Source organism: Pseudomonas sp. KT_2_4, from assembly GCF_041410225.1.
GTDB classification, from domain to species: Bacteria; Pseudomonadota; Gammaproteobacteria; order Pseudomonadales; family Pseudomonadaceae; genus Aquipseudomonas; species Aquipseudomonas paracarnis.
Genome location: NZ_CP166962.1, coordinates 3,249,495 through 3,262,837, shown reverse-complemented (window position 1 = coordinate 3,262,837; position 13,343 = coordinate 3,249,495). Strand labels below are relative to the sequence as shown.

13 protein-coding genes are annotated in these 13,343 nt (G+C 60.5%); 6 read left to right on the top strand and 7 right to left on the bottom strand.

The annotated features are described in order from the left end of the window. The first annotated feature begins 42 nt into the window (after positions 1–42). Positions 43–1,812 carry an acyl-CoA dehydrogenase C-terminal domain-containing protein gene (locus AB9N64_RS15165; protein WP_371359502.1) on the top strand — a complete coding sequence of 590 codons (1,770 nt, stop codon included), beginning with the start codon at positions 43–45 and terminating at the stop codon, positions 1,810–1,812. Positions 1,813–2,059: 247 nt separating this feature from the next. Next, positions 2,060–3,838 carry an acyl-CoA dehydrogenase C-terminal domain-containing protein gene (locus AB9N64_RS15160; RefSeq protein WP_069868798.1) on the top strand — a complete coding sequence of 593 codons (1,779 nt, stop codon included), beginning with the start codon at positions 2,060–2,062 and terminating at the stop codon, positions 3,836–3,838. Positions 3,839–4,064: 226 nt separating this feature from the next. On the opposite strand, the gene AB9N64_RS15155 is transcribed toward AB9N64_RS15160, so the two are convergent. Further along, positions 4,065–4,964: a LysR family transcriptional regulator gene (locus AB9N64_RS15155; RefSeq protein WP_014720200.1), complete on the bottom strand. Its 900-nt coding sequence runs from the start codon at positions 4,962–4,964 to the stop codon at positions 4,065–4,067. Positions 4,965–5,173: 209 nt separating this feature from the next. Between AB9N64_RS15155 and AB9N64_RS15150 the strand changes: the two genes are divergently transcribed. The 4 genes from AB9N64_RS15150 to AB9N64_RS15135 all read left to right on the top strand — a co-directional run bounded on the left by AB9N64_RS15150 (position 5,174) and on the right by AB9N64_RS15135 (position 7,580). Then, positions 5,174–6,436, top strand: a complete 1,263-nt coding sequence (locus AB9N64_RS15150) for an aspartate aminotransferase family protein (RefSeq protein WP_014720199.1) — start codon at positions 5,174–5,176, stop codon at positions 6,434–6,436. 225 nt (positions 6,437–6,661) lie between these two features. After that, complete coding sequence (locus AB9N64_RS15145) at positions 6,662–7,027, top strand: type II toxin-antitoxin system RelE/ParE family toxin (protein WP_014720198.1); 366 nt, start codon at positions 6,662–6,664, stop codon at positions 7,025–7,027. Next, entirely contained in the window at positions 7,011–7,328 is a 318-nt protein-coding gene (locus tag AB9N64_RS15140) for a DNA-binding transcriptional regulator (RefSeq protein WP_014720197.1), read from the top strand. Before AB9N64_RS15145 ends, AB9N64_RS15140 begins: the two co-directional genes overlap by 17 nt. Positions 7,329–7,421: 93 nt before the next feature. After that, a complete protein-coding gene (locus tag AB9N64_RS15135) occupies positions 7,422–7,580 on the top strand; it encodes a YqaE/Pmp3 family membrane protein (RefSeq protein WP_003194776.1) in 159 nt (52 codons plus the stop codon). A gap of 5 nt (positions 7,581–7,585) precedes the next feature. Here AB9N64_RS15135 and pqqE read toward each other — a convergent pair whose 3' ends face one another. From pqqE to pqqF, 6 genes are all read right to left on the bottom strand, one after another. Then, positions 7,586–8,716, bottom strand: a complete 1,131-nt coding sequence (gene pqqE / locus AB9N64_RS15130) for a pyrroloquinoline quinone biosynthesis protein PqqE (protein WP_019817403.1) — start codon at positions 8,714–8,716, stop codon at positions 7,586–7,588. Further along, positions 8,709–8,984 (bottom strand): pyrroloquinoline quinone biosynthesis peptide chaperone PqqD, encoded by a 276-nt coding sequence (gene pqqD / locus AB9N64_RS15125; protein ID WP_003194772.1) that lies wholly within the window; start codon positions 8,982–8,984, stop codon positions 8,709–8,711. The genes pqqE and pqqD overlap by 8 nt, the downstream gene beginning before the upstream one ends. Then, on the bottom strand, positions 8,981–9,733 hold the full coding sequence (pqqC, locus tag AB9N64_RS15120) for a pyrroloquinoline-quinone synthase PqqC (protein ID WP_019817401.1): 753 nt from the start codon (positions 9,731–9,733) through the stop codon (positions 8,981–8,983). Before pqqC ends, pqqD begins: the two co-directional genes overlap by 4 nt. An 11-nt stretch (positions 9,734–9,744) precedes the next feature. Continuing rightward, on the bottom strand, positions 9,745–10,656 hold the full coding sequence (gene pqqB / locus AB9N64_RS15115) for a pyrroloquinoline quinone biosynthesis protein PqqB (RefSeq protein ID WP_014720194.1): 912 nt from the start codon (positions 10,654–10,656) through the stop codon (positions 9,745–9,747). A 71-nt stretch (positions 10,657–10,727) separates the two neighbouring features. Then, complete coding sequence (pqqA, locus tag AB9N64_RS15110) at positions 10,728–10,802, bottom strand: pyrroloquinoline quinone precursor peptide PqqA (RefSeq protein WP_003194766.1); 75 nt, start codon at positions 10,800–10,802, stop codon at positions 10,728–10,730. Positions 10,803–10,960: 158 nt separating this feature from the next. Beyond that, positions 10,961–13,336: a pyrroloquinoline quinone biosynthesis protein PqqF gene (gene pqqF, locus AB9N64_RS15105; RefSeq protein ID WP_371359501.1), complete on the bottom strand. Its 2,376-nt coding sequence runs from the start codon at positions 13,334–13,336 to the stop codon at positions 10,961–10,963. Positions 13,337–13,343 lie beyond the last annotated feature (7 nt).

The window sequence follows — 13,343 nt, the reverse complement described above, 5'->3', positions numbered from 1 at the left end:
GCCGGCAGTAGGTTAACCCTATCTGCTGCCGGAGACATTGCCATGCCTGAGTACAAAGCTCCCCTGCGCGACATGCGCTTTCTGATCGACAACGTATTCGATTTCCACGGCCACTACGCGGCCCTGGGCGCCACGGATGCCAGCCCGGACATGGTCAGTGCGATCCTCGAAGAAGGCGCCAGGTTCTGCGAAAACGTACTCGCGCCGCTCAATCGCAGCGGCGATGAAGAGGGCTGCCATTTCGATAATGGCGTGGTGACCACGCCCAAAGGCTTCAAGCAAGCCTTTGCCCAGTATGTGGAAGGCGGCTGGCACGGCGTGGCGGCAGACCCAGCCTACGGTGGCCAGGGCCTGCCCCATTCCCTGGGCCTGGTGCTGAGCGAGATGATCGGTTCCAGCAACACCTCCTGGGGCATGTACCCTGGCCTGACCCACGGTGCCATGTCCGCCATCCACGCCCACGGCACCGACGAACAGAAAGCCACTTACCTGAGCAAACTCACCGCCGGCGAATGGACCGGCACCATGTGCCTGACCGAAGCCCACTGCGGCACCGACCTGGGCTTGATCAAGACCCGCGCCGTACCGCAGGCAGACGGCAGTTACGCGGTCACCGGCAGCAAGATCTTCATCTCGGCCGGCGAGCACGACATGAGCGCCAATATCATCCACCTGGTGCTGGCCAAACTGCCGGATGCGCCGGCGGGCACCAAGGGCATTTCGTTGTTTATCGTGGCCAAGTTCCATGCCGACTCCGGCGAGCGCAATGCGGTGCACTGCGGCTCCATCGAACACAAGATGGGCATCAAGGCCTCGGCCACCTGCGTGTTGAACTTCGATGGCGCCAAAGGCTATTTGATTGGCGAGGCGAACAAGGGCCTCAACTGCATGTTCACCATGATGAACCACGCACGCCTGGGCACCGGCATGCAGGGCCTGTGCAACGGCGAGGCGAGCTTCCAGGGCGCGATCAAATATGCCAACGACCGCCTGCAAATGCGTTCGCTCACCGGCGCCAAGGCTCCGCAGAAAGCTGCCGACCCGATCATCGTGCACGCCGATGTACGCCGCATGCTGCTGACCATGAAAGCATTCAACGAGGGCAACCGCGCGTTGACCTATTTCACCGCGCAACTGCTCGATACCGCGCACCTGGGCAGCGACGCTGGCCAACGCCAGGAAGCCGAGGACCTGTTAGCCTTCCTCACGCCGATCTGTAAAGCCTTCATGACCGAAACCGGCCTGGAGGTGACCAACCACGGCATGCAGGTATTCGGTGGCCATGGCTATATTCGAGAGTGGGGCATGGAGCAACTGGCCCGTGACGCACGGATTGCGCCGATCTATGAAGGCACCAACGGCATCCAGGCCCTCGACCTGCTTGGGCGCAAGGTCCTGGGCAGCCAGGGCAAGTTGCTGCGTGGGTTTACCAAGATTGTGCATAAGTTCTGCGCGGCCAATGCCGAGCATGCGCAACTCAAGGCCCATGTGGCGCAACTCAATGAACTGAACCAGCAATGGGGCGAACTGACCCTGAAGGTCGGCACGGCAGCGATGAAAAACCCTGACGAAGTGGGCGCGGCGGCGATGGATTACCTGATGTACAGCGGTTACATCATCCTTGCCTACCTGTGGCTGCGCATGGCGATCGCGGCGCACGCGCAGGATGACGAAGGGTTCGCCCAGGCGAAGCTTGCGACCTGCGACTTTTATTTCAAGCGCTTGTTGCCGCGTACGTCCATGCACCGTGCTGCGGTGGAGGCGGGGAGCGAATGCCTGATGAGCTTACCGGCGCAGGCCTTTGCACTTTAGAGGTCACTGATTGCTCGGGGCAAAATGTGGGAGCGGGCTTGCCCGCGAATGCGCTGATCCAGTCAAAGATGTACCGACTGGCACGCCGCATTCGCGACCAAGGCCGCTCCCACAATGAGTTTATGTGACTTATAAATACTTAGCGGTCATGAACTGACCCTATGTGTCTGAAAAGTTGTTCGGGTACACTCGGGGTCTGTAAAACCGATCCTATCGAATTACTTTTCACGTTCTCACGAGGTTTGCCATGGCTGATTACAAAGCGCCGTTGCGTGATATGCGCTTCGTCCTCAACGAAGTTTTTGAGGTCGCTGATACTTGGGCCCAGTTACCGGCATTGGCAGACAGCGTTGACGCCGAAACCGTCGAAGCGATCCTGGAAGAGGCCGGCAAAGTCACCGCCAAATCCATTGCCCCGCTCAGCCGCGGCGGCGATGAGCAAGGCTGCCACTGGGCGGACGGCGCCGTGACGACTCCCGACGGTTTTCCCCAGGCCTACAGCACCTACGCCGAAGGCGGCTGGGTAGGCGTGGGCGGCGACCCGACCTACGGCGGCATGGGCATGCCCAAGGCGGTGTCGGCGCAGGTTGAAGAGATGATCAACTCGTCGAGCCTGGCTTTCGGCCTGTACCCGATGTTGACCTCCGGTGCCTGTGTATCGATCAACACCCACGCCAGTGAAGAACTCAAGGCCACCTACCTGCCGAAGATGTATTCCGGTGAGTGGGCCGGTTCCATGTGCCTGACGGAAGCCCATGCCGGTACCGACCTGGGCATGATCCGCACCAAGGCCGAGCCTCAGGCGGACGGCTCCTACAAGGTCAGCGGCACCAAGATCTTCATCACCGGTGGCGAGCACGACCTCACCGAAAATATCATCCACCTGGTGCTGGCCAAACTGCCGGACGCACCGGCCGGGCCCAAGGGCATCTCGCTGTTCCTGGTGCCGAAGTTCCTGGTAAATGCCGATGGCAGCCTGGGCGCGCGTAACCCGGTGAATTGCGGCTCCATTGAACACAAGATGGGCATCCAGGCCTCCGCTACCTGTGTGATGAACTTCGACGAAGCCGTGGGTTACCTGGTCGGTGAGCCCAACCGTGGCTTGGCTGCGATGTTCACCATGATGAACTATGAGCGCCTGGGCGTCGGTATCCAGGGCTTGGCTTCTGGTGAGCGGTCCTATCAGAACGCGATTGAATATGCCCGCGACCGTCTGCAGAGCCGTTCCCCGCTGGGCGCGCAGGCCAAGGACAAGCCGGCAGACCCGATCATCGTGCATCCGGATGTCCGCCGCATGTTGCTGACCATGAAGGCGGCGAACGAAGGCGGCCGGGCGTTCTCCACCTACGTGGCGACGCAGTTGGACATCGCCAAGTTCAGCGACGATGCCCAGGCGCGCGAGCGTGCCGATAACCTGGTGGCGTTGCTGACGCCGGTGGCCAAGGCGTTCCTCACCGACCTGGGCCTGGAAACCACCGTACTTGGCCAGCAGGTGTTTGGTGGCCACGGTTACATCCGCGAGTGGGGCCAGGAGCAATTGGTGCGTGACGTGCGCATCACTCAGATCTACGAAGGCACCAACGGCATTCAGGCCCTGGATCTGATGGGCCGCAAGATCGTTGGCAGCGGCGGTGCGTTCTATACCTTGTTCGCTGATGAGATCCGCCAGTTCATCGCCGCATCGGGCCCTGAGTTGGCCGAATTCACCAAACCGCTAAGTGCGGCAGTGGATAACCTGGATGAGTTGACGGCCTGGGTGCTGGACCGCGCCAAGAGCAATGCCAATGAAATCGGTGCGGCCTCGGTGGAATACCTGCATGCGTTCGGCTACATGGCCTATGCCTATATGTGGGCGCGCATGGCCAAGGCGGCGTTGGGCAAAGAAGGCGAAGAGGATTTCTACGCCAGCAAACTGGGAACTGCGCGTTTCTACTTTGCCCGACTGTTGCCGCGTATCCACTCGTTGAGTGCATCGGTAAAAGCCGGCAGCGAATCACTGTTCCTGATGGATGAAGCCCTGTTTTAAGGGCGAGGAGGGCGTGTAAGCATTCTCTTACATGACGTGCTGCTAATCGTCCTCTATCGCCACATTGGATCCACGGCTAATCTACTTCACATGGACGTCGCGCAGGAAGCGCAAAGCAACAACACGGACACGTAGGATTCTGCCAGGACGGCGGAGTGAAATGGATGTCAGGGAAACAGTCTGCAAAGCCCCGCTTCGGCGGGGTTTTCTTTTGCCCGCGAAAAAGTCAGGCGGTTGTCGACGGGGCATTCATCACGTCTTCCAGCAGGGTGCGCAGCAACGCCACCGTCGCCTGCTGGCGTTGCACATCGCGGCATACCAATCCTACTTTCAGCGGTACCCTGGGCTCGCTCAAGGGTTTCCACAGCAGCGCCTTGCTGTTGTGTTCATCCTGGGACCGCCCAGGCAGCACGGTCGCCAAACGGGTGTGAGGCAGGCTGTCGAGAATGCCCACCATGGTATTGAGTTCCGCCTGCACTTGCGGACGCCGCCCGAGGTTGGACAGTTGGCCTTGCCAGATCTGCCGAACCTGAAACTCTTCCCCCAGCAGCAACATCGGTAATTCGGCGGCTTGTTTGAGCGAGACTTTCTTGAACTCGCGCAACGGATGATCTTCGGGTATCACCACCTTCAGCTCGTCTTCATACAGCAACACGCCGTGCAGGCCCGGCTGACGGGGTGGCAGGTAGCTGATGCCGATATCGAGTGAGCCATTGAGCAACCGCCGCTCAATCTCAAGCCCGGTCAGCTCGTAGATCTGCACCACCAGATGGGGCTGGGCCTTGCGCACGCGCTCAAGCATCTGCGGTACCAGGCTGGTGTGCACGGTTTGCAGCACGCCGATGGCCAGGGTGCGCATGGCCTGGCCCTTGAAGTTGCGCAGTGCCTCCACGGCTTGCTGCATCCCATCAATGAGCGGCAACGCGTGGTTGTATAAAGTGTGCGCCGCCAGCGTTGGCAGCAGACGCTTGCTGCTACGTTCGAACAGACTTACATCAAGGTTCTGTTCCAGTTGGCGAATCTGTTGCGACAACGCTGGCTGGGAGATCGACAGACGCTCCGCGGCACGGCCTACATGGCCTTCCTCATACACCGCGACGAAATAACGCAGCTGCTTGAAATCCATAAGGTTTGCTTATCGAAAAAGCTGGAAAATCGAAATGGCCGCTGGCCCCCGAGGCGCCTAGTCTAGCGCCTATTCGCAGGGCTTACAGGGCCGGATCGGACAATGAACAGCGTTTTTGTTGATAGCGTTTACATAGGCAACGCAAAAAATCTGAAGGCCTTATTGGCAGGCGGCATCGACCAAGGTCAGGTTGCCAACGGAGGTGAAGTGTGAACTTGTTCCGTCGCTTCGCGCCGAGTCTGGATGACCTGCTTGTGCATGCCCCGCGTGCAGAGGTTTCCAGCCAGTGCCTGATGCCCACTGTGGCGCGCCCGCCCCAGGTGTTTGTGCAGGGGCAGGGCTCCTGGCTTTCGGACGCTGACGACCGCGCCTATCTGGATTTCAGTCAAGGCGGCGGCGCCAACAGCCTGGGCCACAGTCCTCAGGCCGTGCGCGACGCCATTGCCGAACAGATGCACACCGTGATCAACCCTGGCCTGGGTTTGCACAACCGCGCGCAACTGGACCTCGTCGACCGTCTGTGCCACCACACCGGCAGTGATCAGGCCTACTTGCTCAACACGGGTGCCGAAGCCTGTGAAGCGGCCATCAAGTTGGCACGCAAGTGGGGCCAGCTGCATCGTGGCGGCGCTTACCACATCCTCACGGTAAGCAATGGCTGCCACGGCCGGAGCCTTGGGGCGATGTCGGCGTCGGCCATGGCCTGCGAAAACCGGTTCGAACCGCAGCTGCCAGGTTTCAGCCAGGTGCCGTTTAACGATCTGCCGGCCCTGCATGCAGCGGTCGATGCGCAGACCGTCGCCATCATGCTGGAGCCGATACAAAGCGGCGGCGGTGTCGTCCCTGCGACAGAACATTACCTCAAAGGCGTCGAACGCCTGTGTCGTGAGCTCGGGATCCTGCTGATCTTCGACGAAGTGCAAACCGGTATCGGCCGCTGCGGCAGCCTGCTCGCCGAACAGCAATACGGCGTGCGCGCCGACATCATTGCCCTGGGCAAAGGCCTGGGCGGCGGTGTGCCCTTGGCGGCGCTGGTGGCGCGTGGTAATGCCTGTTGCTTCGAACCGGGCGAGCTGGACGGTACACATCACGGCAATGCACTGATGGCATCTGCGGGTATCGCCGTACTCGACGCTCTATTGGAGAACGGCTTTCTCGAGCACCTACGTGAATCTGGCTTGTACCTGGCAGAAGGCCTTGCCCGGCTGGCCTACCGTTACGACCATGGGCCCTTGCGCGGCAACGGGCTGCTTTGGGGCCTGACACTGTCGGACGATTGCGCCGCAGCAGTGGTCAAGGCCGCGCTGCACGAAGGCCTGATTCTCACTGCCTCACAACCTGACTGCCTGCGCTTTACCCCTGCGCTGAACATCAGCAAAACCCACATCGACGAAATGCTGCTGCGGCTTGCCCGCGCCTTTTCTCGGGTGCGCACCGCTCAAGTGCAATGCCGCAAGGGCATCGCCGTTTGACCCCAGTTTCCTGAACCGTCTCGCGGCATACGCGGCGCCTCCAGCCTGATTCTTTTGGCTGGGGGCGTTTTTTTGTCTGGGTAATTTCTGGTGTGAAAACGTTGATTGAGCCTCCCTGGGAACAGTGGTTTCTTAGCGGACGTCGGCAAGGACCGCCGATGGGGCACAGCGTGCTCGACTTTTAATCTATACCACTGGGTGGTATGTTTTTGGGAAGGGACCTCCATGAAGCTCAGGTTGTTTAAAACACGGCGATTTGCCGAGGCGGCCAACAAAGCCTGGATCTGCGATTCGGAGTTGAGGGAGGCGTTTGGCGAAATGCTGAGGGGGCAGGCAGATAATCTGGGCGGTGGTGTCTGGAAAAAACGCCTCAATCAAAATCGACATCGTTCAATCATATTGGCCAAGGGTAGGCACTATTGGGTTTATCAGTTGCTGTTCGCGAAGAAGGATCAAGGCAACATTACGCAGAGCGAACTTGTTTGGTTTCGATCACTGGCCAAAACTTATGAAAGGTTAAACGAAGCACAGATTCAGCAAATGCTGGATCTCAAGGAGTTTGTGGAGATACATCATGACCAAGAAGTATAAAAGCGAGGCGTTTGAGTCCATTCACCAGTCAGCCAAGGCACTTCATGCTGTCGGCGCCATCAGCAAAACCACTCTGCGAGAATATGATGAGGCGTGCTTATCCATGCCAGACCAAATACCTGCCGAACAGATCAAGCAACTACGTGAAAGCAGCCATGTCAGCCAACCTGTGTTCGCCCGCTACCTGAACACCAGCGCGTCCACCGTCAAAAAATGGGAGTCGGGAGAGAAACGGCCTAGCGGCATGGCGCTCAAATTATTGAGCATCGTGCAAAAGCATGGCCTGCAGATTCTGGCCTGAGATGGCCCAATGCCAGAATCCACTGAACCCTCACGAACCGCCAAGGTCGATTAGCTACACGGCTCACACGAGCCGATTTTCTGGAGCTGACCCATGGACATCATTCGTATCATCATCGCCATTCTGCTGCCGCCATTGGGTGTGTTCCTACAAGTAGGTTTCGGCGGTGCCTTCTGGCTGAATATCCTGCTGACCCTGTGCGGTTACTTCCCGGGCATCATCCACGCGGTGTACATCATCGCCAAGCGTTGAGGCGTTCAGCCTTTTGCAATGAGCCTTGAGTTGCGCTCATTGCGAAAGGCCAGTTGCTCGATGGTCTGGGTGGCCTGTTCGGCTTCTTCCCGCGCCTGAAGGATGATGCCGTGCTGCTCGGATTTGCTGCATACCGGGTCGGCGTTGCTGGCGTCACCGGTGAGCATGAAGGCCTGGCAACGGCAGCCGCCGAAATCCTTTTCTTTTTCGTCGCATGATCGGCACGGCTCGGGCATCCAGTCGTAGCCACGAAAGCGATTGAAGCCAAACGAGTCGTACCAGATGTGCTGCATGCTGTGGTCGCGCACATTGGGAAACTGCACGGGCATTTGCCTTGCGCCGTGACAAGGCAGGGCGGTGCCGTCGGGTGTGACTGTCAGGAAGATGCTGCCCCAGCCGTTCATGCACGCTTTGGGGCGCTCCTCGTAATAATCCGGTGTCACGAAGATCAGCTTGCACGGGTGGCCTTCGGCTTCCAGCTTGGCGCGGTACTCATTGGTGATGCGTTCGGCGCGCACCAACTGCTCGCGTGTGGGCAGCAAACCCACGCGATTGAGCTGTGCCCAGCCGTAGAACTGGCAAGTGGCGAGCTCGACGAAATCTGCTTCCAGCGCAATGCACAGCTCGATGATGCGGTCGATCTTGTCGATATTGTGCCGATGGGTGACGAAGTTCAGCACCATCGGGTAGCCGTGGGCTTTCACGGCTCGGGCCATTTCCAGTTTTTGCGCGAAGGCTTTTTTGGAGCCGGCCAGCAGGTTGTTCACCTGTTCGTCACTGGCCTGGAAGCTGATCTGGATATGGTCCAGGCCGGCTTTCTTGAAGTCGCTGATTTTTTGTTCGGTGAGGCCGATGCCAGAGGTGATCAGGTTGGTGTAGAAACCCAGCTTGCGAGCCTCGCCGATCAGTTCGGCCAAGTCCTGGCGCACCAGCGGCTCACCGCCGGAAAACCCCAGCTGCGCAGCACCCATTTCACGGGCTTCGCGAAATACCTTGATCCATTGTTCGGTGCTCAACTCCTTGCCCTGCTCGGCGAAATCCAGCGGGTTGGAGCAATACGGGCACTGCAACGGGCAGCGATAGGTCAGCTCGGCCAGCAGCCACAGCGGTAGGCCGATGGCTGGCTTTTCAGGCAAGGGTGATCCAGTGCTCAGCACGGGCGACCTCCATGAATTGCTCGATGTCGTCACCCAGCTCCGGTACGCCGGGGAACTGCTTGTCCAGCTCGGCAATGATGGCCGCCACGTCGCGCTCGCCGTCGATCAGGCCGCCGATCAATGCGGCGCTGTCGTTGAGCTTGATCATGCCTTCGGGGTAGAGCAACACGTGGCCTTTCTGTGCAGGCTCGTACTGGTAGCGATAGCCCTGGCGCCAGGTCGGTTTTTTGCTGCGATCAAAGCTCATAGGGTAATCCCTTTATGCCATACCCGCTGTTCGGTCACGCTGTGATACGGCGGGCGTTTGAGTTCGTAGGCCATGCTCATGGCGTCCAGCATGCTCCAGAGGATGTCCAGTTTGAACTGGAGAATGTCCAGCATGCGCTCCTGCCCCTCGCGGGTGGTGTAGTGCTGCAGGGTGATCGCCAAGCCGTGTTCCACATCGCGCCGGGCCTGGCCCAGGCGGGTGCGGAAGTACTCGTAACCGGCCGGGTCGATCCACGGGTAGTGCTGCGGCCAACTATCGAGGCGCGACTGGTGGATTTGCGGCGCGAACAGCTCGGTCAGCGAGCTGCTGGCGGCTTCCTGCCAGCTGGCGCGGCGGGCGAAGTTGACATAGGCGTCCACGGCGAAGCGTACGCCGGGCAGCACCAACTCTTGGGAGCGCAGTTGGTCGGGGTCCAGGCCCACAGCCTGGCCCAGGCGCAGCCAGGCTTCGATACCGCCGTCTTCACCGGGCGCGCCGTCGTGGTCGAGCAGGCGCTGGATCCATTCGCGACGGATTTCACGGTCTGGGCAGTTGGCCAGGATCGCCGCGTCTTTCAGCGGGATATTCACTTGATAGTAGAAGCGATTGGCGACCCAGCCCTGGATCTGCTCACGGCTGGCGCGGCCTTCGTACATCGCCACATGGTAGGGGTGATGGATATGGTAGAAGGCGCCCTTGGCGCGCAGGGCGGCTTCGAACTCAGCCTTGCTCAACGGTGTGTCGGTCATTTCGATCGCTCCTACAATTCAATGCTCATGCCGTCGTAAGCCACTTCGACATTGCGCCGCACCAGCTCCGCTCGCTCGGGGGAGTCTTCATCGAGGATCGGGTTGGTGTTGTTGATGTGGATAAGCACTTTGCGCTGTTTGGGCAGTTGCTCGAGCACTTCAAGCATGCCGCCGGGGCCGTTCTGTGCCAGGTGGCCCATCTCACGCCCGGTGCGGGTGCCGACGCCACGGCGCTGCATTTCATCGTCGTCCCACATCGTGCCGTCCACCAGCAGGCAGTCACTGCCGGCCATGATATCCAGCAGCGGTGCGTCGACCTTGCCCAGGCCCGGGGCGTAGAACAATTTGCCGCCGGTGCGCAGGTCTTCGACGATCAGGCCAATGTTGTCACCGGGGTGCGGGTCGAAACGGTGCGGCGAATAGGGCGGTGCGGCGCTGCGCAACGGCAGCGGGGTGAAGCGCAGGTTGGGGCAGGCCGGGATGGTGAAGCTAGCGTCCAACTCGATGCGGTTCCAGGCCAGGCCACCGTTCCAGTGGGTCAGCATGGTGAACAACGGGAAACCGGTGCTCAGGTCTTCGTGGACCATGTCGGTGCACCACACCTGGTGCGGGCAGCCTTCGCGCAGGCTCAGCAGGCCAGTGGTGTGGTCGATCTGGCTGTCCATCAGGATGATTGCGCTGATGCCGGTATCGCGCAGGGCGCGGCCTGGTTGCATGGGCGCAAAGCCCTGGAGTTGCGCGCGGATATCCGGCGAGGCATTGCAGAGCACCCAATTCACGCCATCGTCGGAGATCGCGATGGACGACTGGGTACGCGCGTGGGCCCGCAGGCTGCCATCGCGAAAACCTGCGCAGTTCACGCAGTTGCAGTTCCACTGAGGGAAGCCACCGCCGGCGGCGGAACCTAGAATCTGGACAAACATGATCGCTCCATCAAGCACAGCTCAAAACAAAAACGCCCCGGGCGAACCGAGGCGTTGTATCACTCAGCCAATCAACGGCTGGCGAAGTACATGGTGACTTCGAAACCAATACGCAGATCAGTGTAAGCAGGTTTGGACCAGGTCATATTCTTACTCCTATCAAGGGATGGGACGTTCACTACCAAGTAATACATATAGTCCACCTCCTGTTGGAGATGTTCAGATATTGCTGCGCAATGTTACGCAATTTTATTCAAGTTAGCGCTGTCTCGGTGGAGAAAGCCTGTTGCAGGGTTGGCAATGATCACGGCGCTGCTTGCCAGTCGTCGCTGATACGCGGCCCGTTGGCCACGCATTGCCAGCCGCCTGCCGCGTCATTGAGTTGTTGCGCGGCGCGCTGCACATCCTCGCGTGTGCACGCTTGGATCAACTGTTGAAGCTGATCCAGATAACCCGACGAATGACCTGCCAGGTGCGCATGCCACAGCAAGTCGGCAGCTTCGTTGATGGGCAGCGTCTGGGCCGCGAACTGCTGCGCGAGGGCCTGGTTACCCAAGTCGGGGCTGCGTTCGATCAACGACGGCAGTTGCCCCAGGAAGGCCTGCAACTGTTGGACGATGCCGTCCAGGGAGGCGCTCGGCGATTGCACCCCAAACAGCAGGCCGGTTTGGCCGTTGATCTGTCGGATGCCGCTGAACACGGCGTAGCCGATTTGCAGTTCGACTCTCAAACGCTGGTAGAACGGCCCCTGGAGCACGTGCCCGAGCAACCGCCAGTGGGCTTCATCGGCGAGAGATTGAGTCGGCGTTGGGCAAAATAGCAGTAGCGCTGCTTCGCTGGATTCGGTGCTGACTGCGTGCCAGCGCTTTTGTCCGTCAAGGGCCTTAAGTGTGAAAGGCATAGTTGCCGGTTGCCCAGGCAACCGGGCCGCTGCGGCTTTGATCGCGGCTTCACAGGCGGGTGGCAGGCCTGCGCCCAGCGCCTGCCAGCGCGCGGTAGCCCATGATGCTGTCGTCTCCTGAGGCTGGGGCTGAACACCCGCGCAGCAAGCGGGCAACGCCTTGAGCAGTTCCCGGATGGCGATCATCGGCACGGGAGCGGTCGGTGGCAAAGGTTCATCCGAGTCACTCAGACACCGCGCCAACGCTTCGAGCACCGCCGGCATGGGCTCGTGGAGGCCGTGCATCTTCACCTGCCAATCCGTGGCGCAGGTTTCGCAAGACAACTCGACGCCGGCCTGGCGTGCCTGCTCGCGCAACGGCCGCAACAGACTTTCCAGCCCGCTGGGTACCGCCGAGTCAAACCGCCAGTGCAGGTACAGCGCGCCTTCGCCAGTGTCATCCGCCAACGCCTGGCTGAAGGTCAACGCTGACAGATCCCGTCGGCCCCGTGAGCGATCCTGGGCAAAGGTGCGCAAGCCACGGTGGGCGCTGGTTTGGCCACGAATCAGGCCAGCGCGTTCTTCCTTGGCGGGCGCACGAAGCAAGGGGTTATTGGGCGGCAGTTGCCAAGGGTGCCGGGAGGCGGGCAGGTGCAGTGAATCGAGTATGGCCTTGAGGGCAACGACGCCTTGTTCCGACAGGTCTTGGGCATCGTTGCGCGCCAACGCCAGGGCGCCTTGGACCTGTTGCTGGCGAGCATTGAGCAAGGCGAACTCTTCGCGTAACGCTGTCCAGTCGCTGTGTGCGAAGAAACCCAGCCAGTCGTGCAGCAACTCTTCAATCTGCGTAGCCGGTTCGCGTTCGCTGGCGAGGGTGAAGTCTATATCCAGCACGGCTTGATCCGCGAATTGGTACAGCACGGACGCCTGCAGCGCGGTGGCCAGTCGTCGCGCTTGCAGTTCAGCGAGCAACCCGCCGGGGGCCGAGGCGTTGAGCCAGGTGCAGAGAAACGCCAGCGCTTCCCGTGGCGCGTTACACGTAATGACCTGATGCAGGTGTTGGCCGGCTACGTGCTGATAACGGCGCGCCGGGCCATGCATCAAGGCCGGTGGAGCGGCCTGCGGGTGCAATGGGCCGGGCGTCAGTTGGTCACTGAACTGCTGGGCCAAGGCCTGCAGGTCGGCCAGCGATTGTGGACCGGCGAGGCTCAGGGTCATCTGCCCGCTTTGATAAAAGCGTGCGTGGAACCCTCGCAAGGCGTGCTGAAACTCGTCGCTTTCCACCGGCAGGCTGTCGCGGTTGCCGGCATGAAAACCTCGTAGAGGATGATCCGCCGCCAAGCCTTGCAGCAGCGCCACTTGCTGTTGGGCCTTGGCATCCTGGGACCAGGCGATGAACTCCGCCTCCAGCACTTCGCGTTCACGTTGTTGATCGTCGAGGGCCAGGCGCGGGTGAGCCAGCATATCCGCCAAACGCGCCAGCCCGTCTGCAAAAGCCGGCACCGGCAGTTCAAAGAAGAACTCGGTGGTGCGCTCACGGGTGCTGGCGTTGACCTGCCCACCGTGGCGCTGCACGTAGGCCATCAGCCCTTCGCCGACTGGGAAACGTTCGGTACCGAGAAACAACAAGTGCTCAAGAAAATGCGCCAGGCCAGGCCAGGCCAATGGCACGTCATGGCTGCCGGCAGCCACGTGTAAAACGGCGGCGCAGCGCTTCAAGCGTGGCGCATGGCGCAGGCAAACCCGCAGGCCATTAGCGAGAGTCAGGTGAAGGGGATGAGGGTGAACCGGCGCAGGCATGGGCACT

Coding starts and splice junctions, on each gene's coding strand:
- AB9N64_RS15165 (WP_371359502.1), top strand. CDS start 43: ATGCCTGAGTACAAAGCTCCCCTGCGCGACATGCGCTTTCTGATCGAC.
- AB9N64_RS15160 (WP_069868798.1), top strand. CDS start 2,060: ATGGCTGATTACAAAGCGCCGTTGCGTGATATGCGCTTCGTCCTCAAC.
- AB9N64_RS15155 (WP_014720200.1), bottom strand. CDS start 4,964: ATGGATTTCAAGCAGCTGCGTTATTTCGTCGCGGTGTATGAGGAAGGC.
- AB9N64_RS15145 (WP_014720198.1), top strand. CDS start 6,662: ATGAAGCTCAGGTTGTTTAAAACACGGCGATTTGCCGAGGCGGCCAAC.
- AB9N64_RS15140 (WP_014720197.1), top strand. CDS start 7,011: ATGACCAAGAAGTATAAAAGCGAGGCGTTTGAGTCCATTCACCAGTCA.
- AB9N64_RS15135 (WP_003194776.1), top strand. CDS start 7,422: ATGGACATCATTCGTATCATCATCGCCATTCTGCTGCCGCCATTGGGT.
- pqqD (WP_003194772.1), bottom strand. CDS start 8,984: ATGAGCTTTGATCGCAGCAAAAAACCGACCTGGCGCCAGGGCTATCGC.
- pqqC (WP_019817401.1), bottom strand. CDS start 9,733: ATGACCGACACACCGTTGAGCAAGGCTGAGTTCGAAGCCGCCCTGCGC.
- pqqB (WP_014720194.1), bottom strand. CDS start 10,656: ATGTTTGTCCAGATTCTAGGTTCCGCCGCCGGCGGTGGCTTCCCTCAG.
- pqqF (WP_371359501.1), bottom strand. CDS start 13,336: ATGCCTGCGCCGGTTCACCCTCATCCCCTTCACCTGACTCTCGCTAAT.